Annotated in this window: 22 protein-coding genes; 9 read left to right on the top strand and 13 right to left on the bottom strand. The window is 64.3% G+C overall.

Annotation, left to right across the window (positions count from 1 at the left end):
• The first annotated feature begins 118 nt into the window (after positions 1-118).
• On the top strand, positions 119-1,375 hold the full coding sequence (locus GGQ99_RS13115) for an Hsp70 family protein (protein ID WP_183262885.1): 1,257 nt from the start codon (positions 119-121) through the stop codon (positions 1,373-1,375).
• A gap of 160 nt (positions 1,376-1,535) precedes the next feature.
• On the opposite strand, the gene GGQ99_RS13110 is transcribed toward GGQ99_RS13115, so the two are convergent.
• The 3 genes from GGQ99_RS13110 to GGQ99_RS13100 all read right to left on the bottom strand — a co-directional run bounded on the left by GGQ99_RS13110 (position 1,536) and on the right by GGQ99_RS13100 (position 4,361).
• A complete protein-coding gene (locus GGQ99_RS13110; RefSeq protein ID WP_183262884.1) occupies positions 1,536-3,257 on the bottom strand; it encodes a SulP family inorganic anion transporter in 1,722 nt (573 codons plus the stop codon).
• A gap of 85 nt (positions 3,258-3,342) precedes the next feature.
• Positions 3,343-3,585, bottom strand: a complete 243-nt coding sequence (locus GGQ99_RS13105; RefSeq protein ID WP_183262883.1) for a helix-turn-helix domain-containing protein — start codon at positions 3,583-3,585, stop codon at positions 3,343-3,345.
• Positions 3,586-3,674: 89 nt separating this feature from the next.
• Positions 3,675-4,361, bottom strand: coding sequence for a phosphatase PAP2 family protein (locus GGQ99_RS13100; protein WP_183262882.1), 687 nt, complete (start codon positions 4,359-4,361; stop codon positions 3,675-3,677).
• 249 nt (positions 4,362-4,610) lie between these two features.
• Here GGQ99_RS13100 and GGQ99_RS13095 point away from each other — a divergent pair, with 249 nt between their 5' ends.
• Entirely contained in the window at positions 4,611-6,596 is a 1,986-nt protein-coding gene (locus GGQ99_RS13095) for a PhoX family protein (RefSeq protein ID WP_183262881.1), read from the top strand.
• Between the two features lie 254 nt (positions 6,597-6,850).
• Here GGQ99_RS13095 and GGQ99_RS13090 read toward each other — a convergent pair whose 3' ends face one another.
• From GGQ99_RS13090 to GGQ99_RS13075, 4 genes are all read right to left on the bottom strand, one after another.
• Positions 6,851-7,189, bottom strand: a complete 339-nt coding sequence (locus tag GGQ99_RS13090) for a hypothetical protein (RefSeq protein ID WP_108605436.1) — start codon at positions 7,187-7,189, stop codon at positions 6,851-6,853.
• A 165-nt stretch (positions 7,190-7,354) separates the two neighbouring features.
• Positions 7,355-7,663 carry a hypothetical protein gene (locus GGQ99_RS13085; RefSeq protein WP_183262880.1) on the bottom strand — a complete coding sequence of 103 codons (309 nt, stop codon included), beginning with the start codon at positions 7,661-7,663 and terminating at the stop codon, positions 7,355-7,357.
• Between the two features lie 320 nt (positions 7,664-7,983).
• Entirely contained in the window at positions 7,984-8,766 is a 783-nt protein-coding gene (locus GGQ99_RS13080; RefSeq protein WP_183262879.1) for a hypothetical protein, read from the bottom strand.
• Positions 8,763-9,359: a GNAT family N-acetyltransferase gene (locus GGQ99_RS13075; protein ID WP_246389588.1), complete on the bottom strand. Its 597-nt coding sequence runs from the start codon at positions 9,357-9,359 to the stop codon at positions 8,763-8,765. Before GGQ99_RS13075 ends, GGQ99_RS13080 begins: the two co-directional genes overlap by 4 nt.
• Positions 9,360-9,630: 271 nt before the next feature.
• Between GGQ99_RS13075 and GGQ99_RS13070 the strand changes: the two genes are divergently transcribed.
• Together GGQ99_RS13070 and GGQ99_RS13065 are read left to right on the top strand one after the other, a co-directional pair.
• The gene (locus GGQ99_RS13070) at positions 9,631-9,945 is read left to right on the top strand and encodes a hypothetical protein (protein ID WP_183262877.1); all 315 of its coding nucleotides are present in this window, start codon (positions 9,631-9,633) and stop codon (positions 9,943-9,945) included.
• Positions 9,946-9,996: 51 nt separating this feature from the next.
• Positions 9,997-10,317 (top strand): hypothetical protein, encoded by a 321-nt coding sequence (locus tag GGQ99_RS13065; protein ID WP_246389587.1) that lies wholly within the window; start codon positions 9,997-9,999, stop codon positions 10,315-10,317.
• A gap of 15 nt (positions 10,318-10,332) precedes the next feature.
• Here GGQ99_RS13065 and GGQ99_RS13060 read toward each other — a convergent pair whose 3' ends face one another.
• Positions 10,333-11,274: a homocysteine S-methyltransferase family protein gene (locus GGQ99_RS13060; protein ID WP_183262876.1), complete on the bottom strand. Its 942-nt coding sequence runs from the start codon at positions 11,272-11,274 to the stop codon at positions 10,333-10,335.
• A 236-nt stretch (positions 11,275-11,510) separates the two neighbouring features.
• Between GGQ99_RS13060 and GGQ99_RS13055 the strand changes: the two genes are divergently transcribed.
• Complete coding sequence (locus tag GGQ99_RS13055) at positions 11,511-12,197, top strand: TetR/AcrR family transcriptional regulator (RefSeq protein WP_183262875.1); 687 nt, start codon at positions 11,511-11,513, stop codon at positions 12,195-12,197.
• On the opposite strand, the gene GGQ99_RS13050 is transcribed toward GGQ99_RS13055, so the two are convergent.
• Positions 12,171-13,088, bottom strand: coding sequence for a trypsin-like peptidase domain-containing protein (locus GGQ99_RS13050; protein ID WP_183262874.1), 918 nt, complete (start codon positions 13,086-13,088; stop codon positions 12,171-12,173). The two genes, GGQ99_RS13055 and GGQ99_RS13050, sit on opposite strands and share 27 nt — an antisense overlap.
• 7 nt (positions 13,089-13,095) lie before the next feature.
• Positions 13,096-13,683 carry a hypothetical protein gene (locus GGQ99_RS13045; protein WP_108605426.1) on the bottom strand — a complete coding sequence of 196 codons (588 nt, stop codon included), beginning with the start codon at positions 13,681-13,683 and terminating at the stop codon, positions 13,096-13,098.
• Between the two features lie 210 nt (positions 13,684-13,893).
• On the opposite strand from GGQ99_RS13045, the gene lepA reads away from it, so the two are divergent.
• Positions 13,894-15,702, top strand: a complete 1,809-nt coding sequence (lepA, locus tag GGQ99_RS13040; protein ID WP_183262873.1) for a translation elongation factor 4 — start codon at positions 13,894-13,896, stop codon at positions 15,700-15,702.
• Between the two features lie 202 nt (positions 15,703-15,904).
• On the opposite strand, the gene GGQ99_RS13035 is transcribed toward lepA, so the two are convergent.
• The 3 genes from GGQ99_RS13035 to GGQ99_RS13025 form a co-directional block, all read right to left on the bottom strand.
• Positions 15,905-16,585, bottom strand: a complete 681-nt coding sequence (locus GGQ99_RS13035) for a DNA-processing protein DprA (protein WP_183262872.1) — start codon at positions 16,583-16,585, stop codon at positions 15,905-15,907.
• Positions 16,582-17,424, bottom strand: a complete 843-nt coding sequence (locus GGQ99_RS13030; RefSeq protein WP_183262871.1) for a hypothetical protein — start codon at positions 17,422-17,424, stop codon at positions 16,582-16,584. Before GGQ99_RS13030 ends, GGQ99_RS13035 begins: the two co-directional genes overlap by 4 nt.
• A 151-nt stretch (positions 17,425-17,575) precedes the next feature.
• Positions 17,576-18,040 (bottom strand): hypothetical protein, encoded by a 465-nt coding sequence (locus GGQ99_RS13025; RefSeq protein ID WP_183262870.1) that lies wholly within the window; start codon positions 18,038-18,040, stop codon positions 17,576-17,578.
• A gap of 147 nt (positions 18,041-18,187) precedes the next feature.
• Between GGQ99_RS13025 and GGQ99_RS13020 the strand changes: the two genes are divergently transcribed.
• The 3 genes from GGQ99_RS13020 (at position 18,188) to GGQ99_RS13010 (ending at position 21,950) form a co-directional block, all read left to right on the top strand.
• Positions 18,188-18,367, top strand: coding sequence for a sugar transporter (locus GGQ99_RS13020; RefSeq protein ID WP_183262869.1), 180 nt, complete (start codon positions 18,188-18,190; stop codon positions 18,365-18,367).
• 1,091 nt (positions 18,368-19,458) lie between these two features.
• On the top strand, positions 19,459-19,836 hold the full coding sequence (locus GGQ99_RS13015) for a hypothetical protein (RefSeq protein WP_108605421.1): 378 nt from the start codon (positions 19,459-19,461) through the stop codon (positions 19,834-19,836).
• An 89-nt stretch (positions 19,837-19,925) separates the two neighbouring features.
• Positions 19,926-21,950 carry a hydantoinase/oxoprolinase N-terminal domain-containing protein gene (locus GGQ99_RS13010; protein WP_183262868.1) on the top strand — a complete coding sequence of 675 codons (2,025 nt, stop codon included), beginning with the start codon at positions 19,926-19,928 and terminating at the stop codon, positions 21,948-21,950.
• Positions 21,951-22,216 lie beyond the last annotated feature (266 nt).

Below are 22,216 nucleotides of genomic sequence, written 5' to 3'. Positions count from 1 at the left end.
TCCCGGATGGCGCTTCAGACATCGACATTGGTCCCCGCCTCGTGTATGCGCACGGTCCCGCTGCGGCCTTTCTTGAGGATCGGCCGCCCGATCACGCAGAAAAATTCAGGACGAGACGATGCGACCGGCTTTCGGCGGCATAGACTTTGGCACTTCCAATTCAACCGTTGGCGTCATCGAGAACGGCCGCCCGCGCCTCGTCGCGCTCGAGGGCGAGAACGTCACGCTGCCTTCGGCCATCTTCTTCAACTTCGAAGACAACCAGACGGCACTTGGCCGCCGTGCCATCGGCGAATACACCGACGGCGCCGAAGGCCGCCTGATGCGCGCGCTGAAAAGCGTGCTCGGCAGTTCGCTGGTGCATGAGAAGACCCGCATCAAGGCGCGCCAGATCGCCTTCACCGACATCATCGGCATGTTCGTCGGCCATCTCAAGGATCGCCTCGAAGGCCATGTCGGCGAGTCGGTCGAAAATGTCGTGCTCGGCCGCCCGGTCCAGTTCGTCGACGACAATCCCGAAGCCGATGCCGCAGCCCAGGGCGAGCTCGAGAAGGCTGCCCGCGCGCAGGGCTTCAAGCACATCGACTTTCAGTTCGAGCCCATCGCGGCAGCCCTCGACTACGAACGCACCGTGACGCGCGAAGAGCTGGCGCTGATCGTCGACATGGGCGGCGGCACCTCCGACTTCTCCATCGTCCGCGTCTCGCCCGAGCGCGCCGCGGCACCCGACCGCAAGGCCGACATCCTCGCCAACCGCGGCGTCCACATTGGCGGCACCGATTTCGACCGCCTGCTCAGCATCGCCCACGTCATGCCCGAACTCGGCTATCTCACGCCGACCAAGGACGGCAAGCGCAACCTGCCGGCTGGCTATTTCATCGACCTGGCGACGTGGCAGCGCATCAACCTGCTCTACACGCCCAAGGCCAGGCTCGACCTGCGCCAGATACGTTTCGAGGCACAACGTCCCGAACTCATCGACCGGCTGATCGAGGTCGTCGACCAGCGTTTCGGCCACGCTCTGGCGACCAGGGTCGAGAAGGCCAAGATCGAGCTGACCGACGCCGAGGCAGCCTCCATCGACGTTTCGCTGCCAGCGGCGAAGTTCACCGGGTCGCTGACCAGGCAGGGGCTGGAGGACACCATCCGCGCCGCGGTCGGCCGCGTCACGGCGACCGTCGCCGATACGCTTGAAGAAGCGCAGGTGCAGGCCAGCGACATCACCGCCGTCTTCCTCACCGGCGGCTCGACCGCCATTCCTCTGGCACGCCAGAGCATCCTGGCGCTGGTGCCGGAAGCCAGGATCGTCCAGGGCGATGCCTTCGGTTCCGTCGGCCTTGGCCTGGCTCTCGATGCGCAGCGCAAGTTCGGCTGACGCAGGCTACGATCTTGCCTGTCGGCGGAGGCGGCCCAGAAGGCCGTCATTCCCGGCCTCGTGAGCGAGCGAAGCGAGCGGAGAGTGTCGGGAATCCATGCCGTGACGATGATGACGTCGTCCACAGTTCAGAAAGCCACGGCCGGAGACTGCGGTCAGGCTACCTGACTGCCTTCTCTGCCTTGAGCAGCTCTTGCGCGTCCTTCACCGAGGCGGCATAGCTGACGGCGGGATGCTTGACGCCGTGGTTGATCAGCATCCGCCGCGTCTGCGGCGATGCCCCGGTGATGAAGAAGCGGACGCCTGCCTGCCGCGCCTTGCGGGCGGCGCCTTCGAGCACGTTCGCTGCTGTTGAGTCGAGAAACGGCACGCCCGAGCAGTCGAGGATGAAGTTCTTGCGCTGGTCGGCGATGCGGTCGAGCACGGCCCCCACGGTCGAGGCCGCGCCGAAGAAGAACGCTCCCGAAATGCGGTAGATGACGGTGTCGGCATCGCCGGCGTCGCTCGCCTCGTATGCGTGGCGGCTGCCGTTGGTGGCGTCGGCGACATCCTCCTGCACCAGCGGCTGATCGCTTTCCACCGCGATGCTTTTGGCCATGCGGTCGATGAACAGGATCGAGCCAAGCGCAAAGCCAACGACGATGCCTTCGGTCAGGTCGCGGAACACCACCAGCAGGAACGTCACCATCAGCACCAGCGCGTCACCCCATGACGAGCGGATCAGTGTGGCGAAGGCCTGTTTCTCGACCATGTTCCAGGCCACCACGGCGAGCACGCCGGCCAGCGCCGCGAGCGGGATGTAGGAGGCAAGCGGTGCGGCCACCAGCATGAAGGCGAGCAGGAAAAGCGCGTGCAGCATGCCTGATACCGGACCGTGCGCGCCGGCCCGCACGTTGGTCGCCGTGCGGGCAATGGTACCGGTCACGCAGATGCCGCCGAACAGTGCGGCACCGATGTTGGCGAAGCCCTGTGCCACCAGTTCGCAGTTCGAGCGATGCCGCCGCCCGGTCATGCCGTCGGCGACGACCGCCGACAGCAGCGACTCGATGGCGCCGAGAAGCGCAAAGGCCACCGCATCCGGCAGCACCGCCAGCGCCTTGTCCATGCTGAAGGCGGGCAGGGCAGGCCAGGGCAGGCTGCGCGGAATGCCGCCGAAGCGCGTGCCGATGGTCTCCACCGGCAGGGTCAGCAGCGTAACGGCCAGAGAAGCCACGCCCACCGCAATCAGCATGCCCGGCCAGCCCGGGCGCCAGCGCTTGAGCAGCAGGATGGTGCCGATGGTCAGCATTGCCACCGCCACGGCTGATGGGTTCACCGTGGCCGCCGCCTCGGCCAGCGCCCTCAGCTTCGGCACCAGCGCACCCGGTTCCTTGCCGCCGAGCGTCAATCCGAACATCTCGCTGAGCTGGCTGGCGAAGATGATCACGGCGATGCCGGCGGTGAAGCCCACCGTCACCGGATAGGGGATGAACTTGATGTAGGTCCCGAGCCTGAGGTAGCCGATCGCCGTCAGGAACACGCCTGCCATGGCAGTGGCGAGGATCAGCCCGTCCACGCCTTCGCGCGCCACCGTTGCCGCCACCAGCACGATGAAGGCGCCGGCCGGTCCGCCGATCTGGAAGCGGCTGCCGCCGAGCGCCGAGACGATGAAACCGCCGATGATCGCGGTGAACAGGCCTTTGTCAGGCGACACGCCCGATGCGATGGCGATCGCCATCGACAATGGCAGCGCCACGATCGCCACCGTCAGCCCGGCAATCGCATCGGCCTTGAACTGCCTCGCGCCATAGCCCTCGCGCAGAACCGTCACCAGCTTGGGCGTGAACAGTTCCGCGAAGGTCGGTTGCCTGTGCTGTCTTGAATTGCTGCCTGCGTCCATCATCCGCACCACTGGAAACGCGGCGGGATCGTCGGCAAGACTGTCGGCGGTCGCCGTCGCGACTACATCATGCGGATCGCCGGGAGCCTCAGGCCCTTTTCTTCAGGCGCACGCCCCGGCCGCCGGTCTCGTTCTCGCCGATCAACTCCACGCCGGCGGCGTCGAGCGCCTCGATGACCTTGGTCAGTGTGTCGACCACGCCACGCACCACGCCCTCGCTCGCTTCCATGCGCTGTATCGTCGGCACCGAGACGCCGGCAAGTTCGGCGAGCGTCTTCTGGTCGATGCCTGCCAGCGCTCGTGCGGCGCGCATCTGTGCGGCTGTGATCACTGAGATGTTCCCGTCTCGATCCGCAACATCAATGTATCATACATTCATATTGATGTTTCAAGCATCATTATTAATGCCTGTAGCATACGTCATTCGTCGCCGGCTTGCGGGCGCATCAGAGTGCGGCTGACCAGCCAGCACAGCGTCGCCCAGGCAAAGCCAGCGCACCAGCCGGCCAGTACGTCCGACGGCCAGTGGACGCCGAGATAGACGCGGCTGATACCGACCATCAGGGTCGTCAGCACGGCCACGGCGAAGACGAAGATCGTCGTCGCACGTCCGGGCAGGAAGCGCGCCAAAAGCGCGCCAAGCGTCAGGTAGGTCACCGCCGACAGCATCGCGTGGCCGCTGGGAAAGCTCATCGTATAGACCTGCGCCAGATGCGGCACGAGGTCGGGCCTGGGGCGGTCGATGCCGAGCTTGAGCAGGCTCGACAGCACTTGGCCGCCGGCCACCGAGGCGAAGACGAACAGCGCCGGGCCCCAGCGCCTGGTCATGCCGAGATAGATGACGACGATGGCGGTGATGTAGATCAGCACCGATGCGCTGCCGAGTGCGGTGATGTCGCGCATCGCCTCTTCCAGCCAGGACGGGCCGATAGGGTCGGCCGCATTGCCGGCCTCGCGGAAGAACAGCAGGATGTCGGTGTCGAAGGCGTGCGGTGCTGCGTCGCGCGCCACCTCGGACAATTCGACGAAGCCCCACAGCCCGCCGGCGATGATGATGCCGGCTGCCAAAAGCGAGAATTCGATCCTGTTCCACAGTTTTTGATGCATCGTCCTGCCGTCTGCCTGCTGCGTTTGGTTGCGGAGTGAGGCTCCGCGCGTCGAAAGATGGGAGACTGTCCTCGTCGGGAAAAGACGTTGAAACGAAAATGCCGCGGTGCTTCGCGCCTGAACAAGGCGCTGTTCCGTCAGGCTCTATAGCCAAGGCCGACTTTCGGCGAAACTGTCATGATACTGTTATCTCGTCCGATTAGCGGTGCCGGCGAACCCCAAGCCGTACACCAGCCAGAGGTCGACATCATGAACCAGCCCTACGATCAGAAATTCCGCACCAGCCTGCTCGAGGACAATGACGGTCCCGGCCACAACCCGACCGACAACCGCACCATGGGCGACATCATCGCCAAGCGCTTCTCGCGCCGCGGCTTCCTCAAGGGCTCCCTCGCCGTTTCGGCCATCGCCGCCACCGTCAGCCCCATCGCCATCATCCTCGCCGACGACGCCCGCGCCGCCGGCGGCTCGGCCTTCAACTTCGACGAGGTCGCCGCCGGCATCGACGACAAGCACCATGTCGCCGCCGGCTACGATGCCGACGTGCTGCTGCGCTGGGGCGACCCGATCTTCACTGATGCGCCGGAATTCGATCCGCTCAACCAGTCGCCGGAAGCGCAGGCCAGGCAGTTCGGCTACAATAACGACTATGTTGGCTATATCGAGCTCGAAGGCTCGTCCGAGCACGGCCTGCTGGTCGTCAACCACGAATACACTAACGAGCACCTGATGTTCCCCGGCATCGTCAAGATCGTCGAGGGCAAGATCGAGGTCGCCCCCGCCGACCAGAAGCGCGTCGACATCGAACTCGCCGCCCATGGCGGTTCGATCGTCGAGATCCGCAAGGTTTCAGGCAAGTGGCAGGTCGTCCGCGACGGCAAGCTCAACCGCCGCATCACCGCCACCACCGAGATGCAGCTGACCGGCCCGGCTGCCGGCCACGATCGTCTCAAGACCAATACTGACGCATCGGGCACCAAGGTCTTCGGCACGCTGAACAATTGCGCCGGCGGCGTCACGCCCTGGGGCACCTACATCATGGCCGAGGAAAACTTCCACGGCTATTTCGGCGGCGAGCTGCCGGCCGACCACCCCGAAGCCGCCAACTACAAGCGCCTCGGCGTGCCGGAAGGCACCTATGAGTGGTTCAAGTTCTACGACCGCTTCGACGTCTCCAAGGAGCCGAACGAGCCCAACCGCTTCGGCTGGATCGTCGAGGTCGACGTCAACGATCCGAACTCGCTGCCGAAGAAGCGCACCGCGCTCGGCCGCTTCAAGCACGAGGGCGCCGAATCCATCGTCGCCAGCGACGGCCGCGTCGTCTTCTACCTCGGCGACGACGAGCGCTTCGACTACGTCTACAAGTTCGTGACCGCCGGCAAGTTCAACCCCGACAACCGCGCCGCCAATCTCGACCTGCTCGACGACGGCACGCTCTACGTCGCCAAATTCGCCGAGGACGGCGCCTTCGAATGGCTGCCGCTGGTCCAGGGCGAAGGCCCGCTCACTGCCGACAACGGCTTCGTCAGCCAGGCCGACGTGGTCATCGAGACGCGCCGCGCCGCCGACCTGCTCGGCGCCACCAAGATGGACCGTCCCGAGGACATCCAGCCCAACGGCGTCAACGGCAAGGTCTATGTCATGCTGACCAATAACACCAAGCGCAAGGCCGACCAGGTCGACGCCGCCAACCCGCGCGCCGAAAACGCCTTCGGCCACATCATCGAGCTGATCGAGGACGCCGGCGACTTCACCGCCACCAAGGGCAAGTGGGAAGTGCTGCTCAAGTGCGGCGATCCCGCGATTGCCGAGGTCGGCGCCTCGTTCTCGACCTCGACCACCGAGAATGGCTGGTTCGGCATGCCCGACAACTGTGCAGTGGATTCCGCCGGCCGCCTCTGGGTTTCGACCGACGGCAACTCGCCCAAGGCCACCGGGCGCACCGACGGCCTGTGGGCGGTCGACACCGAGGGCGAGGCGCGCGCGACCTCCAAGCTGTTCTTCCGCGTGCCGGTCGGGGCCGAGATGTGCGGCCCGCTGTTTGCGCCCGACGACCAGACCGCCTTCGTCGCCGTCCAGCATCCGGGCGACGGCGGCGAGGACTGGGAAGGCTTTGGCCGTCCGTCCTACTACGAGGACCTGTCGACCCGCTGGCCCGACTTCAAGCCGGACATGCCGGTGCGTCCGGCCGTCGTCGCCATCACCAGGCAGGGCGGCGGCAAGATCGCCGTCTGATACGGACCGAACCGATGTAACGAGAATGGGGGCCGCTTGGCCCCCATTTTTCTTGGTCGCTGCCGTAGCTGACGCGGCGCCTCCTTCACTCCGTCATTCCCAACCTCGTGAGCGAGCGCAGCGAGCGGAGAGTGTCGGGAATCCATGCCGTGACGATGACGGACCAGAGCCGGTTCAGGATTTGGACCTGCGCTCGATCTCTTACGAGGTTAGGAATGACGGAAGGTGGGTTTTCGTCTTCCTTCGGTGACGCCCTATTTCCCGGCCAGTGCCGGCCCAAGCGTGATCAGTGCCACCGCCACGACCGCGAGCCCGACGCCGATGCCCTGGATGCCGCTCAGCTTCTCGCCGAAAAAGACGATGGCGACGAGGTTGACGGCGATCAGCTGGATCACCGCCGACAGCGAGAACGACACCGACATGCCGAAGTCGCGCACCAGCCGCAGCATGATCAGGTTGCCGAGCGAATAGAGGATCAGCGTCACCACCAGCTTGCCGATGGTCGGCTCGATGCCCCAGGTCTTGGCCACCATCGCGGCAATCAGGAAGATGACGGTCGAAAAACCGAGCAACGAAAGGCCGATGGCGGACATTTTCAGGCAAGCTCCCACGAATGTCCGCGATTTGCTCCGAATGCCGCACCGGCGTCAAGCAGGGGGGCGACACGCTCCAACGCTATCGCGCCATCGCGCACAAAAACCCTCCCGTCCGGGGACGGGAGGGCGCTTGGCCAAAAGTCTCGGGAGCCCCTGATTTTATCAGGGATAGGTACACTTGCCCTTCTGCGGTTCGCCCTGCGGGCCCGGCGTGCCGGTTTCCTCCCAGTCGCCGCCGTGGCCGGCGCAATAGGCGATCATCAGGTTGCACGACGCCTTGTTGTTGCACGTCTCGACATGGCCCTCGGCCTGTCCGCCGCCGCCCGGCGCCTTGAGCCCGAGTTGATGCGGCGGCGGGGCCGGCACGCGCGCCTTGAGCTGTGCGGCCGAGGCCGCGCCGGCAAAGGCCGACATCGAAAGGGCCAGCGTCGCGATCATCGACGAGCGGATGATGGTGTTGGTCATGCTCATGTCAGGTTCTCCTCTGGGACACTTGCGGCTCGCTGGCCGCCACGATCATGTGTGCCCCGGCGGGAGAGGAAGGTTCACGCGCAGATGGAAAAAATGATCGAGCGAATGGCAGCTCCACCTGCATTCGGCATTCCCGACCTCGTGAGCGAGTGAAACGAGCGGAGAGTGTCGGGAATCCATGCCGTGACATTAGTGAAGGGCACGGTGGCCCAGAACGTACGGCCGCATTCCCTGGCAGCACCTTCGCACGATACCCCCCAGCCGTCCGGACCTTGTGCTGCGCGATATGAGCAGTGACCACGAAACCAGGCGTCAGCTGCCTAGCCCCCACCCACCGGGATCGTCGCGATGATCCGCGCGGAAAGCCCCAGGTCGTCATTGGTCGCCTGGATGGCGAGTGACCTCACAGGTAGCTCGGCCAACGTGCTCTGGCGCCACCGCTCCGCCAGCCTGGTCAGGTCCACCGTCTCTGCAACCGTCAGCACTGCTGCGAAATGATAATAGCCGATCACGTAAAACCGGGACTGCTGTGCGCCACACGCGTTCTGGATCAGCGCGAACACGTCGCTGCCGTCGCGGCATTCCGGATAGACCGGTAGATAGATCCGGCCGGTGTTGATCCTGCCCAGGAACGGTCCGCCGATGCGCAGGGAGACTGCGCCCAACCGTTCGAGTGCGCTGGCGGCGGCGTCGGCATAGCGCGCGATATCCGGCTCGGAAAGGCCGCCAACGATGGTCGCATGCAGCTTGCCGGCACGCTGGCGGCCGACCTGCCAGGCGATCTTGTCGCTGAACGAAAACGAACGAAGCTCTGCCTCGAACAGCTGGAAAGCTTCGGATCTGCCCAGTTCCCCGGCATCGATAGGCACGACCAGCGAGTGCCGTGGCGTCTCGTATCTTCCGTTGAGATAGTCGGTCCCGTCCTTGCCGGCGATGATTTCGGGATGGCCCGGCACCACCAGCGGCAGATGGGCGAGACGATAGGCCTCGTCGAAGGTCAGGGCCTCGCCTGAAACGAAGCTCCGGCGCGCCGCGTCATAGGCCATCGCGGCATCGTCGCAGAATGTCACTTCGGAAACCTCGGGTGCGGTCGCGCGCCTCACGGCTTCACCATCAGCACCCAGTTCTCGCCCGCGCCGGTCCAGCCCTCCTTGATCATCGGCTCGGAAGCGATCTCGCGGTATCCGGAGCTCTCATAGAGATGCCGGGCGGTGGCGTTGGCGTCCGAAACGATGAGGCTGGTGCCCGTGCAGCCGGTGGCCTCGGCAATCGCGTCGGCCATCGCCAGCAGCCGCGAGCCGAAGCCGCGCCCGCGCGCCTCGGGCAACGTCGCCATGACGTTGACGTACCAGCTGCCGGCGGCCAGGGCCTCGAGCATGTTGAACGGCACGAACATGGCCGGCGTGTCGGGATCCGGCAGCGAGGGTACGATCGGATAGCCGATCAGGCAGGCCAGCACCTTGCCGTGCTCCAGGACGACGGCGTTGCGGTAGGAGAAGCTGCCCTCTTCGCGCTGCGCCCGCTGGCGCCCCACTTTCCAGGGATCGCCGCCTTCCGCCATCTTGGTCCAGAGATACAGCGGCAGGCCGTCGCCGGCCATATTGACGAGTTGCGCCAGGATGCCCGCGTCTTCCTTGGTGGCGGGGCGGGCCTCGGCGGTCAAGCCTTCGTCACTGTAAGCAGCCTTCTCGGCCATGACCGCTCCTCCACTCTGCAGCCGCCCCAGGCTGCGGTCCATATAGGAGCGCGCGTCGCCGCCCCAGTCAACCGCCGCTGTCGGCTGCTGCCCGGGGCAGGGCGGGAACGTCGGCTCTGCCCCTGCAGCGCATGCTGGAACGCCAAGTTTTTAAACTTGATATTTTTAGTCCAGTTTTGTATTGGCTCATTCCAGGTGGCGGGTTAGGCTTGCCATGACCGCGCACCATTCGACGCGGTCATGGTCGCGAACGAACGAAGGAGGCAGACCGATGATGCATGTCGCTCCCAGCGCTGGATTTTCCGAGGCGAGCAGCCGTGACGCGGACATCGGCCGCTATCTCTCGCATTTCGGTCGTGTCGAGGCTTTGAAATTGCAGGTCGACAGCGCTCGGCGCGCCGCCAACGACAGCCTCGGCCGGCTCAACGCGCTGCCGCAACCCGAGGTCGGCGAAAGCACCTTGTTTGTAGCCGCCCTCGATATCCATCGGCGCGACAGGGAAGCGCTCTTCGAGGCGATGCGTCAGCTCGAAACGGCGCGCGAGGCCCTGCGGCTTGCGGCCTCGACGGTCGTCCCCGACCGATGAACCCACAAGGCGCCCCGATGCGGGCGCACGAGTTTTGATCTGGAGAATTTCTTGTTGGCACATCTGAGCGAGAACGAGCGTCGGCACGAGGAAGCGCAGGCGCATATCCGCGCCACCATCATGAACGAGTTCTGCGAAGTGATGCGCAAGACCGGCCTGCCGCCGATGGTCGTCATGCGGCTCGCCGCCCAGGCGGTGGGCTCGATCTACCGCGAGACCGCCGACGCCCATTCCGGTCCGGCGGCCTGCCCCTGTGGCTGGTGCCCGCGCGAGGGCACTGATGTCGACGTCCTCTGTTCGGCGCTGCTGGCGGCCTGCACCCGTCGCATGGGCCGCGATCTCCGCTCGATGGCGATTGCCGGAACGGCTTGACCGCGGCCGCCGTCTTCAGGCCGGCAGGCAGGCCTCGCAGATCGCCGCGACGTGGCGATGGTCGGTTCCGCAGCAGCCGCCAAGGATGCGCATCGTCGGGAACGACCGCGTCAGCGCGCCGTAGCGGCGGCCGAGATCGGCAGGATCGCCGGCATCCAGCGTCTCGGATTCATCGAGCTCCGCATGGCTCTTGGTCGAGGCGTTGGCCTTCACGCCGGCCACCCGTTCCAGCCATGCTTCGCCTGCGCCAAGTGCCTGGGCAAAATGGCTCGGATGGGCGCAGTTGATCATGTAGTAGAGCGGATAGGCGCCGGTCTCGCGGTCGGTCGTCTCGATGGCGTCCTTCAGCGTCTTTCCCGTCACCAGCCTGCCGTCGGTCTCCACCGTGAACGAGATCATGCACGGCATGCCGAGCCGCTTCGCGGCGCGGGCGATGCCGATCGCCTCGTCGATGTTGGTCAGCGTATAGGCCGCCACCATGTCGGCGCCCGCCTCCGCAAAACTGGCGATCTGGGCCGCGTGATAGGCTTCGGCCTCCTGCGCATCCATGTTGCCGGCCTTGTAGCCGTCGCCGCGCGGGCCGATGGCGCCGCTCACCACCAGCGGAGTCTCCGGCGCCTCCCATTTGTCGCGCAATTCCTCGAGCAGGCGGATCGAGCCGACATTGATGGCCTTCAGCGCGTCGGCCCCATAGCCCAGCTTCTCGCCCCAGTCGGGGTTGGCGCGCCACGTCGCGCTGTCGAGCACGAAGCCGGTGCCGCGCCGGCGGGCGATGTCGAGATATCGCTCGTAGTAGCCCTTCAGGCGCTGCCGGCCCTCGGCGGTGTCGAGCAGCACGAAGGAGGCGAAATGCGGCAGTTCGACGCCGTCATGGAAGATCAGCGTTGTTTCCATGCCGCCGTCGCTGAGGAACAGGCCGCCCTTCATCTGCGGCAGGTCGTTGCGGTACTTGGCCATGTGGGTCTCCGATATCAACGGTTCCCGTCCTGCCGCACGGCCCGGCATCGGGAATGCCGTTTTTGCCTCAACCGTCGGTTCGGAACTAGAAACCTTGCGGTGCGGTGGTCGCGGAAACGCGAATTACGTCGGCACCTCAATGGCTTGGCCAACCATGTGGCGGCATATGCGTCATCGGTGATATTGTCGCGGAGTCAAAAACCGTACCGCAGGTACAGCGTTTTCTCGGATCGGATATGGGCAAGGGCCTGGAAACCCGTGAGCGGATACTCGCGATCGCCGAGATGTCGGTGCTCGCCAAGGGTTTTGGCGCCACCTCGATCGACGAGGTCATCGCCGAGGCCGGCATCACCAAGAGCGGCTTCTTCTACCACTTCAAGGACAAGAACGAGCTCGCCCGCGCCATGCTGCTGCGCTACGTCGAGGCCAACAACCGGGTCTTCGACGACGTTTTCGGCCGCGGTCGCCAGCTTTCCGACGACCCGCTCCAGGCCTTCCTCATCGGCCTCAAGCTGCTCGCTGAGGTCATGGCCGATCTGCCCCACGGCCACCCCGGCTGCCTCATCGCCTCGGTCTGCTACCAGGAGCGCATGTTCGACCGCGAGGTCCGCGCCATCGCGGTCAATTCGGTGCAGGGCTGGAACGTGCGTTTCCGCGCCACGCTCGACGAGATCGCCGCCCAGCATCCGCCGCGCGAGGCTGTCGATCTCGACACCGTCGCCGACATGATGTCCTGCATCGTCGACGGCGGCATCATCATGTCCAAGCTGATGGCCGACCCGCGCCGGCTCGAGCACCAGGTGCTGGCATTCCGCAGCTTCGTCAAGATGCTGTTTTCGCCCAGTCCGGCCGTGCCTGCCGGGCAGGTCTCGGCTCCGGCCACGCGCGTCGATTCCTCACACGTCGACCCCCATCTGCTTTAGGCAGCGCCTGATCGGGAAGACCCAGATCTCGTTGATCGCCAGCGCGCCGCCGAACAGCAGGCCGACGGCGACCAGCCCCGATTTGGACAGGCAAAACACCACCGCGCCCGAATTGCCCGGGCTCGCCTGGCCGACGATCACGCTGAGCTTGTGGAAGCTGGCATAGGTCTTGTCGTGACCTTCGACGGTGATCTGCGCTCCGCCCGGCACCCATGCCGCCCATCGAGCCTCGTGCACGAATTCCTTGGAGACGAAGAAGAAGCGCCGCGGGTCGTTGTTGGCGATCTCGCCATAGCCGACGAGAATGAGGTCGGTGCCGCGGAATCGTCCCGGCGCCACGGCGTTCAGCGCCACCTCGACAAGGGCTGCGTCGCTGCGGATCTCGGCGGCGCCGAGGTTGTCCATGCGCCGCACGATGCCCTCGATCTCGACGGCCGAATGCGGCACGCGCACCGTCACTGGGCCGGGCAGCACGCCGGGATCTGTGACCACATGGGCATTGGTGACGAGAAAATCCCTGTCGCCCTGCCTGAACACCAGCCCCACCGTGCCGGGTTCGCCGTCCGCGCCGAAGACAGCGTTGCCGCCGCGGATCGACAGGGCGACCGGCTGCTCCAGGATCTCGCAGACATCGGTGGCGATCCGGCGCGGGTGCGACCCCTCCTTGTAGGCGAGGTCGAGAAAAGGCGGCACCAGGTGCCGGGCATGTTGCGCGCCCTTCCTCATCACGTAGAACGTCACGCAGGTCGCAGCCAGCTTCGCGCCGCCGCGGTATTTTTTGGACACGCCGAGGTGGTGTGCCTGGTAGTGCGCGACGAGGTGGTCGTGGTCCGCCTCGATGGTCCGGCAAACCGTCGCATATTCCGGATGCTCGACGATTTCTGCGGCCATCGCCCGCTCACCTCGCCCCGAGCGGTCCCGGCGTGATCCCGCCCGCGTCCGGCTGCTCGGCGACCACAGGTGCCTCCACGACGTTGCGCACCACCTGCGTCGTCTTGACGTGCAAAAGGTCGGGCTGGCTGATCAGCGGCCTGAGCGCCACCAGGTTGCCGTCATGGTCGAACACGAAGTCGAACACCTGGAAGCGGTCCTGGATCCCGCCATTTGGCGCCCGCTGAACCTCGCCGGAAAGCCCCTTCGCCCCTACCGTCTTGAGCAGTTCTTTCAGGAAGCTGATGAACTCGGTCGAATCCATGTTGGCATGGACCTCGCTGAGCACGCCGTTGGTCATCGTCGCCGTGAAGTCGTTCTTGGCCAGGAAGGCGCCGAACTGCAGCGCATAGGCCCGGTTGTAGTTCGGCACGATGTGAATCGCCGCCGCGGCGCCGTTGACCACCAGGATCGGCTTGACGTCGTAGATGCGGATGCCGCTGACCTTCGAGCCCGGCTTGACCGGCACCGCGGTGACATAGGCGCAGCCCGTAAGCCCGGCGGCCAGGACGACGGACAGCGAAAGCAGCATGCGGGAAAGTGCCGGCCTGACCATGAAATCCCCCGATTCACGTTGGCGCTTCGACCTCGCCTCATGCTGGTGATTGCCGGCCAGAAAGTCAATCTAAAATTGTATTTTATAATAGATGCAACCAAAAGCTGAAATCAGCCTGGGCCTCCACGCCCGGCGACAGGCGCATTGCCCGCCCCGCAGCGCGCAAAGCCGTGCTTGTTAAGCCTTGCCGCCCCTGCTAAAGCGCGGCGCATGACCACACCGCTCGACCACATCCGCAATTTCTCCATCGTTGCCCATATCGACCACGGCAAGTCGACGCTTGCCGACCGGCTGATCCAGTCCACCGGCGGGCTGGAACTGCGCGAGATGACCGAGCAGGTCCTCGACAACATGGACATCGAGCGCGAGCGCGGCATCACCATCAAGGCCCAGACCGTCCGCCTCAACTACCGCGCCAACAATGGCGAGGACTACATCCTCAACCTGATCGACACCCCCGGCCACGTCGACTTCGCCTATGAGGTGTCGCGTTCGCTGTCGGCCTGCGAGGGTTCGCTGCTCGTCGTCGACGCCAGCCAGGGCGTCGAGGCGCAGACGCTCGCCAACGTCTACCAGGCCATCGACAACAACCACGAGATCGTCGTCGTCCTCAACAAGATCGACCTGCCCGCCGCCGAGCCCGAGCGCATCAAGGAGCAGGTCGAGGAAGTCATCGGCATCGACGCCTCCCAGGCCGTCTACATCTCGGCCAAGACCGGCCTCGGCATCCCCGACGTGCTGGAGGCGATCGTCACCCAGCTGCCGCCGCCGCGCGAGGGCGACATCGACGCGCCGCTGAAGGCGATGCTGGTCGACAGCTGGTACGACACCTATCTCGGCGTCATCGTCCTGGTCCGCATCATCGATGGCAAGCTCAGGAAGGGCCAGACCATCCGCATGATGGAGACCAACGCCAAGTACCTGGTCGAGCGCACCGGCGTCTTCACGCCCAAGATGATCCAGGTCGACGAGCTCGGCCCCGGCGAGTTCGGCTTCTTCACCGGCTCGATCAAGGAAGTGGCCGACACCCGCGTCGGCGACACCATCACCGAGGACAAGCGCCCCACCGCCAAGGCCTTGCCGGGCTTCAAGCCGGCCCAGCCGGTGGTGTTCTGCGGCCTGTTCCCGGTCGATGCCGCCGACTTCGAGGACCTGCGCGCCGCCATGGGCAAGCTGCGCCTCAACGACGCCTCCTTCTCCTTCGAGATGGAAACCTCGGCCGCCCTCGGCTTCGGCTTCCGCTGCGGCTTCTTGGGCCTGCTGCATCTCGAGATCATCCAGGAGCGGCTCGAGCGCGAGTTCAACCTCGACCTCATCGCCACCGCACCATCGGTCGTCTACCGCATGAACCTCAATGACGGTTCGACCAAGGAACTGCACAACCCCGCCGACATGCCCGACGTGGTCAAGATCGCCGCGATCGAGGAGCCGTGGATCCGCGCCACCATCCTCACCCCCGACGACTATCTCGGCTCGATCCTGAAGCTCTGCCAGGAGCGTCGCGGCATCCAGGCCGACCTCTCCTATGTCGGCAAGCGCGCCATGCTGGTCTACGACCTGCCGCTCAACGAGGTCGTGTTCGACTTCTACGACCGGCTGAAGTCGATCTCCAAGGGCTACGCCTCCTTCGACTACCACCTCACCGACTACAAGGAAGGCGACCTCGTCAAGATGTCGATCCTGGTCAACGAGGAGCCGGTCGACGCGCTCTCGATGCTCGTCCACCGCACGGCGGCCGAAAAGCGCGGTCGCGTCATGGTCGAGAAGCTGAAGGAGCTGATCCCCCAGCACATGTTCAAGATCCCGGTCCAGGCCGCCATCGGCGGCAAGGTCATCGCCCGCGAGACCATCTCAGCCCTGCGCAAGGACGTCACCGCCAAGTGCTACGGCGGCGACGTCACCCGCAAGCGCAAGCTGCTCGAGAAGCAGAAAGAGGGCAAGAAGCGCATGCGCCAGTTCGGCAAGGTCGACATCCCCCAGGAAGCCTTCATCCAGGCGCTCAAGATGGGTGATAACTAGGCGTTCTCTGCTACTTTCTCCCCGCTTGGGGGGGAAGGATCATTCGTAATGCAGGCGGTTACATCCCTCTCTCCCGATGGGGGCTGCCGCGCTTCAACGGGGCGCCGGCGGCAGCATTGTGCCCTATTTCTGTCGCTCGCGTTGCATTGCGCTAACTTGCCAAATGCACTGAAACAGACGGCTGCAGTGCTCGGTCAAAAATTCACGATATATCGGAGATAATCCACTTAATCTCACTTCGCCCTGTGTGTTTATTCCTTTGGAGTGGGATTCCGCCCAAAGAAATAAGCTTATCATTGCCGATATTTGAAGAATTTGGATCTGAATATTTAGCAACAACAAGAAACCGTCCTTGCTGAAGTGCAGTTATCCCTGCATGAAAAGTTCCGCCAGTTTCCCGTGCCTCTATGACAATTGTGGCTCTAGAAAGGCCGACAATTGCTTTATTCCTATCCATCGCCCGATCTGCTCTCCAGGCTGCGTCTGGTGCAAAATAGCTTATTACTAAGGTTCGCTGCCAATCCCAAGCCTCCTTTAGTTCCCGTTTGATACGAAAATGATTGATGCCTTCCGGTAGGACTACGATCGTCGAACCAGAACTCTCCAGTGCTCCGCGGTGGGCCTGGGTATCTACGCCTTTGGCGTATCCAGACACGACAACCACATCGTTGTCAGCAAACTGGCTTGCGCAATCATGTGCAACTTCCAAGCCTTTATCGCTAGCGTTTCTAGATCCGCAGAAGCCGACGCTCGGTCTATTTAATAGGTCTATGTTTCCGATATAAAAAATATCTGGTTTATCAAAATGTCCAAATATATCTGAAAACGCGCTCGGATAAAGCTCGTCTTCGGGATGAAGGATTTTGTATTCATTAACAATCATTTGATGTTGTCTTGATCACCGGCAGACTTGACAATAGAAAGTCCAAATATGTCAATTTGAGAAAAATGCTGAAGGCGGTTCCCGACAAAATTAATTGTGCATCCGCTTTGATACAGATCATCCACTAAAATAATAGATTCGTATTTCTTGAGATCGTCGTTTGGAATGAACTTGGCTGTCTCCAAAGCATCCCATTTTTCTGAAAGAGATTTTTCCTTAAGCTGCGCTTTTTCCTTTCCCCATATACCAGCCGCGACGTTGTCAATTTTTAGCCTGTCGCATATGCCCGCACTTATGACGCTCGGTAGATCAAAATCTTTGCCCGCGCGCGGCGGCACGGGAGCTATGGCCCTCGATTTTTTGTAGTTTTGCGTCGAACTCACAAATGCTGCACCTAGGTCTATCAATTTTGATATTGCTGCTTCGTCGCGGTGGTACTTTGCCGCATACTCGAGCTCGCCAACAGCCGTCCGAGTCTGTCCATCATAGTGCATCGACAAGGCTACGCTAGCGTCGAGGTAGTCGCGCAGGAATACGTTTTCTCGACGGCTTGTGACGAATTTGTCGACAGCAGCCTTCTCGCCCTCGCTCAATCCGCACCAAACCCCGCCATACTGGCTGCTGTGCAAAGAAAGGCCGGTTTCATGCTCGAATACAGGCTGAATCGTATTGGAGAAAGGGACTGAAAACTTGTAGGGAAACTTCCCTTTGTAAGGTGCCAGCGCGTTAGCGTGAGTGTTGGCAAAGCAAATCCGATGCGCGCGCTTCTCCTCTCTGAATTGGAGAAATTGTTCCTTTGTGACGAGAGGTGGCCTAAAAAAACGCTTTGTTCCGATCATCTTTTCCTCCAAGCAAAAATATCGTTGCTAAGGAAGAAAAAGGCAATAGGAAGCATGATCGCTAGAAGCAGTAGACTACGCGAAACTCTAGCGATTGCTTTGCTTCTACAAAGCGGGTTCGAGGCTGCGATTTTGCGCCGGAGGCGCTAGGTCACCTCCCAAACCGCATCACCCAGTTCAGCTCCCACGTCTCCCCCTCATCCACCGACATCGCTTGCTCCCAGCGCGGGCTTTCCCCCGGCGTCCAGAGGAATCGCACGCGCACCGGCCGGCCGCCCTCGACGTCGTCGCCAAAAAACGCGCCGCGACCGTCCTCGAACCGCCCCACCATCGGCGGAAACAGCCGGTGGCTTTTGGTGTCGCTCCAGTAGATCGACCATAGCCCTGTCTCGGGATTGTAGAGCCTGAGCGTCATGCCGGTGAAACCGCGCTCGGGCACCGCCATCTGGTCGAGATTGCCGCCAAAGGTGCCGTCGGGCGCCTGCATCACCTTTTCGACGTGCGAGAACGCCGTGAACGTTTCCCACGCGTCCGAGCCCACCAGCCGCGCGCGCAGGCGTTCGTTGGTCACCGTCCAGTCGCCGATCAGGAAATCGAAATCGTCAAAGCCGCTCATGCCATCCTCCTCAGGGTTTGCAGGAGAGTAGCCGATGCCTCCTGACAGGCTGCTGTCAGGAGATGTCAGGGGTGGCTTGACCTAGGCGGCGCCTCGGGCTCATCTGCCGCCGCGATCCCGCCACACCTTCCGCCTAACGCCCGCCCCATGAAATTGCTCGCCGCCCTCCTTGCCCTGGCAACCCTCTCCGCCTGCGCTGCCCGCGCGCCGGTGCCGCCGGCGCCCGTGGCCGCCCCGCCTGCCGCCGTGCAGCCGGCCATCGAGCCGCTGCCGGCAGGCGTCAAGCCGCTGACCGTCGAGCAGGACGAGCAGATTTCGCAGGGCTGAGCGGGGAAAACTTCTCCACGGTTTTGAATTTTTTTCGCGATTTGAGTTCTGCACCGTCGCGGCAGTTTCGACGTCACGGCATGGATCCCCGGGTCTCCGCACGTCGCTTCGCTCCTGCTCCGCCCGAGGATGACGAGCGCGTTTGGCTGCCCTCGCCAATCGCCAACGCCGGCGCAAAATCCAGGCGTTCGCGCTCGTGAAAATGAGCAGTTTTACCGGTTCCGGCCCGCTGGTTCCGGGCAATCTGCCAACTTCGGCGTTGGCGATTAGCCGCGAGCAACATGCCTTCGTCATCCTCGGGCGGAGCAGGAGCGAAGCGACGCGCGGAGACCCGGGGATCCATGCCGTGACATCGAAACTGCCGCAGCCGTGCAGGACACTCAAGCGGTTGCACGACGTCACCCCATGTCACCAAACCCCGTGGATACCCGCCGCCCTTTCTCCACCCCCCAAAGACCTCCCGTACAATCCATCCCGTCCCTGCCGCGGGAACACCGGTCATGACGGTGATTGCGTGGGCAGGGGCCGGCGCCTCCGGCGACGGGCCAGCGTAGCCCGCCGCCCGGGGAGGTTCCGTCCAAGGGTTCCCCCTCGGGCACTACGGCCCGGGTGCGCTGGTCGATGCGCTAGTGGGGCCGGGGCGAAAATGCCCGGGCCCAGAAGCGGAACGGACGGGAACATAAATCGCCGGACGGGCGGTCGCGAGATCGCACTTAGACATAGCCGAGCGATCCCGCGACCGCCCGTCTTCCCACCCCATTCAATGGCCAGACCGGCAACGGGGCGTGGCGAGGCTGGTACTTGCCTTCTCCCCTTGTGGGGTGAGGAGTGGTGGCCGAAGGCCAGGAAAAGCCAACGATTTGGCTTTTCCAACGACGAACGTCCGGAGCCCTAGCGGAGGGCCGGGTGGCAGAGCGAAGCGAGGTCGGATGAGGGGTGTTGGAAGAAACGGGACGCTGCAAAGGGCGGCCGATGGCGTCAACCCAACACCCCTGCACTCCGTCCACCACCCCTCATCCGTCGCCTTCGGCGACACCTTCTCCCGCTAGGGGAAGGGAGCGTGCCAGCAACCCCAACCCCAGGAGCCCGACATGACCGAAGCCGAAGAGCGCTGGTATCCCAGCTTCAGGATCAACAGTTTCCCGCGCGAGCCCTGGTGCACCGACGCGCAATGGGCCTGCGTGCTGCGCGACCAGCAGGAGCACGCCGAGGCCAAGGGCATCTATCTCGGCCTGTTCCAGCTGCTCGCCGCCCATCTTGGTTTTGTGTGCAAATGCCCGCTGCGTGCCTGCCGGCGCCTCAGGAAATGCACCGGCCGCCGCGCCGAGGACGACTGGTCGTTTCCGTTCAAGCCGTTCATCCCGCCCTGCGTGCCGCTCGATGTCGAGATCGTCGAGAAGATGCGGGCCGGGATCCGCGCCGAGACCGACCGCATCCTCGCCCTCCACGAGGCGCGGGGCGATGGCTGACCCCCTTGTTTCAGGCGGCTGGCCAATTTTCCTTTGGCCGGCATATCGGCTAAGCGGGACGGAGATCAAGAACTCTGGAACACCAGCGCATGAACCCCAGCCACCACGCCCCGCTTTTCCTCGGCATCGACACCGGCGGCACCTACACCGACGCGGTGCTGTGGTCAGAGGCGCACGGCCCGCAGGGCAGGGTGCTGGCCAAGGCCAAGTCGCTGACCACCCGCCACGACCTGGCTGAGGGCATTTCGGGTGCGGTCGGCGCGGTGCTGGACAGAGCGGGCGTCAACCCCGCCGCCATCAAGCTGGTGTCGATGTCGACCACGCTCGCCACCAACGCGCTGGTCGAGGGCCAGGGCGGGCGCGTCGCACTCGTGATGATCGGCTTTTCCGAGGCCGACCTTGCCCGCGACGGGCTGAAGACCGCGCTCGGCACCGACCCGCTGGTGTTGTGCGAAGGCGGCCACGACGTCCACGGCAACGCCCGAACCCTCGATCTTGCGGCGCTGGAAGCGGCCTTGCCCGAACTGGCGAAAACCGTCTCGGGTTTTGCGGTCTGCGCCTATTTCGCCACCCGCAACCCGGCCCACGAGATCGCCGCACGGGATTTGATCCGGCAGAAGACGGGCCTGCCGGTCACGGCCAGCCACGAGCTGTCGGCAAAGCTCGGCGGCCCGCGCCGGGCGCTGACCACGCTGCTCAATGCCCGCCTGATCTCGATGATCGATCGCCTCGTCGCCGCCACCGAAGGTTTCCTCGAAAAGCGCAACATCAAGGCGCCCTTGATGGTGGTGCGCGGCGATGGCGCGCTGGTATCGGCCGAATTCGCCCGCCAGCGGCCGATCGAGACCATCCTGTCCGGCCCCGCCGCCAGCCTCGTCGGCGCCCGCCACATGACCGGCCTCGACAACGCCGTGGTCTCCGACATCGGCGGCACCACCACCGACGTCGCCGTGCTCGACCATGGCCGCCCGCGGCTCGACCCGGAGGGCGCCACGGTCGGCGGTTTCCGCACCATGGTCGAGGCGGTCGCCATGCGCACCTTCGGCCTCGGCGGGGATTCGGAAGTCTTGCTGCAAGAGGGTGGGCTGCAGCCCAAAATGTCGCTCGGCCCACGCCGCCTCGTGCCGCTGGCGCTCGCCGGCATGATGCATGGCGAAGCGGTGACGAGCGAGCTGGAGCGCCATCTGCGCGCGCCCAATCCCGGCCGCATGGACGGCCGCTTTGCCGTCCGCACCGGCGTGCCGGAACATCTCGCCGCCGGGCTGACCGCACCGGAAGCCAAACTCTACGACCAGATCACGGCCGTGCCGCAGCCCATCGACCGCCTGCTCACCTCCAACGCCCAGAACGCCACGCTCAACAGGCTGGTGTCGCGCGGGCTGGTCCATGTCTGCGGCTTCACCCCCTCGGATGCCGCCCATGTTCTCGGCCGCCAGGCCAACTGGGATGAGGCGGCCGCACGTCTTGGCGCCGAGCTGTTTGCCCGCAAGCGCGACGGCCGCGGCCAGCCGATCGCCGCGAGCCCGGAGGCTTTGTCCGAGCGCGTCCTGGCGACGCTGACCCGGCTTTCCGCCGAAGTGATCCTCGAAACCGCCTTTGCCGAAGACGGGCTCGACGGCGCGGCCACCGTCGCGCATGCGCTGGTGCAGCGCGCGGTCGACTCCCATCCCGGCATCGCCCGTTTCACGGTCGCGCTCGACCGGCCGGTCATTGGCCTAGGCGCCTCGGCCCCGCTGCATTATGCCGGCCTGCCACCGCTCGTCGGCAACGAATGCGTGGTGCCCGAGGACACCGACGTCGCCAACGCTCTGGGCGCCGTGGTCGGCCAGGTCCGGGTCACCGCCGAGGCGCGCGTCAGCCAGCCCAAGGAAGGACTGTTCCGGGTGGCCGTCGGCGAGCTTGTGCGTGACTTCATCGACGAGGATGCGGCGATGGCGCTGGCCGAGGCGGAAGCGCGCGCCATCGTCGCCGCCAAGGCGCGCGATGCCGGCACCGACGCGGCCGAGATCGATGTGACGGTCGATTTCAAGGTCTCGACGGTCGAGGGCCAGCGCATGTTCATCGAAGCGCATGTTCTGGCGATTGCCGCGGGCAGGCCCCGGATAGCGGTTTGACGGCTAAATCGATTTGCGGCGGCGCTGCGCGGCAAATCAATGCTGCTTTGCAACATTGGACGAATTGACCCTGCGGGCTTTGCGTGCCAAACGCCCGAAAACCTTGTTTTGAACGCCCCTGCGGCGCCGGAATTTTGGAGCGCATGATATGACCGACACCGTCGAACTCTTTGGCCTTTCGATATCGCGTGAGTTGCACGACTTCGTGGTGTCGGAAGCGATGGTCGGCACGGGTGTCGAGGCGGATGCGTTCTGGGAGGGGTTTG

Origin of the sequence: Aminobacter niigataensis, from assembly GCF_014200015.1 — a bacterium.
GTDB lineage: Bacteria > Pseudomonadota > Alphaproteobacteria > Rhizobiales > Rhizobiaceae > Aminobacter > Aminobacter niigataensis.
This window is presented reverse-complemented; position numbering and strand designations above follow the sequence as displayed.

Coding starts and splice junctions, on each gene's coding strand:
- GGQ99_RS13110 (WP_183262884.1), bottom strand. CDS start 3,257: ATGATGGACGCAGGCAGCAATTCAAGACAGCACAGGCAACCGACCTTC.
- GGQ99_RS13075 (WP_246389588.1), bottom strand. CDS start 9,359: ATGGCCGAGAAGGCTGCTTACAGTGACGAAGGCTTGACCGCCGAGGCC.
- GGQ99_RS13010 (WP_183262868.1), top strand. CDS start 19,926: ATGAACCCCAGCCACCACGCCCCGCTTTTCCTCGGCATCGACACCGGC.
- GGQ99_RS13095 (WP_183262881.1), top strand. CDS start 4,611: ATGAACCAGCCCTACGATCAGAAATTCCGCACCAGCCTGCTCGAGGAC.
- GGQ99_RS13100 (WP_183262882.1), bottom strand. CDS start 4,361: ATGCATCAAAAACTGTGGAACAGGATCGAATTCTCGCTTTTGGCAGCC.
- GGQ99_RS13035 (WP_183262872.1), bottom strand. CDS start 16,585: ATGATTGTTAATGAATACAAAATCCTTCATCCCGAAGACGAGCTTTAT.
- GGQ99_RS13090 (WP_108605436.1), bottom strand. CDS start 7,189: ATGTCCGCCATCGGCCTTTCGTTGCTCGGTTTTTCGACCGTCATCTTC.
- GGQ99_RS13060 (WP_183262876.1), bottom strand. CDS start 11,274: ATGGCCAAGTACCGCAACGACCTGCCGCAGATGAAGGGCGGCCTGTTC.
- GGQ99_RS13025 (WP_183262870.1), bottom strand. CDS start 18,040: ATGAGCGGCTTTGACGATTTCGATTTCCTGATCGGCGACTGGACGGTG.
- lepA (WP_183262873.1), top strand. CDS start 13,894: ATGACCACACCGCTCGACCACATCCGCAATTTCTCCATCGTTGCCCAT.
- GGQ99_RS13015 (WP_108605421.1), top strand. CDS start 19,459: ATGACCGAAGCCGAAGAGCGCTGGTATCCCAGCTTCAGGATCAACAGT.
- GGQ99_RS13030 (WP_183262871.1), bottom strand. CDS start 17,424: ATGATCGGAACAAAGCGTTTTTTTAGGCCACCTCTCGTCACAAAGGAA.
- GGQ99_RS13020 (WP_183262869.1), top strand. CDS start 18,188: ATGAAATTGCTCGCCGCCCTCCTTGCCCTGGCAACCCTCTCCGCCTGC.
- GGQ99_RS13055 (WP_183262875.1), top strand. CDS start 11,511: ATGGGCAAGGGCCTGGAAACCCGTGAGCGGATACTCGCGATCGCCGAG.
- GGQ99_RS13050 (WP_183262874.1), bottom strand. CDS start 13,088: ATGGCCGCAGAAATCGTCGAGCATCCGGAATATGCGACGGTTTGCCGG.
- GGQ99_RS13115 (WP_183262885.1), top strand. CDS start 119: ATGCGACCGGCTTTCGGCGGCATAGACTTTGGCACTTCCAATTCAACC.
- GGQ99_RS13085 (WP_183262880.1), bottom strand. CDS start 7,663: ATGAGCATGACCAACACCATCATCCGCTCGTCGATGATCGCGACGCTG.
- GGQ99_RS13070 (WP_183262877.1), top strand. CDS start 9,631: ATGATGCATGTCGCTCCCAGCGCTGGATTTTCCGAGGCGAGCAGCCGT.
- GGQ99_RS13045 (WP_108605426.1), bottom strand. CDS start 13,683: ATGGTCAGGCCGGCACTTTCCCGCATGCTGCTTTCGCTGTCCGTCGTC.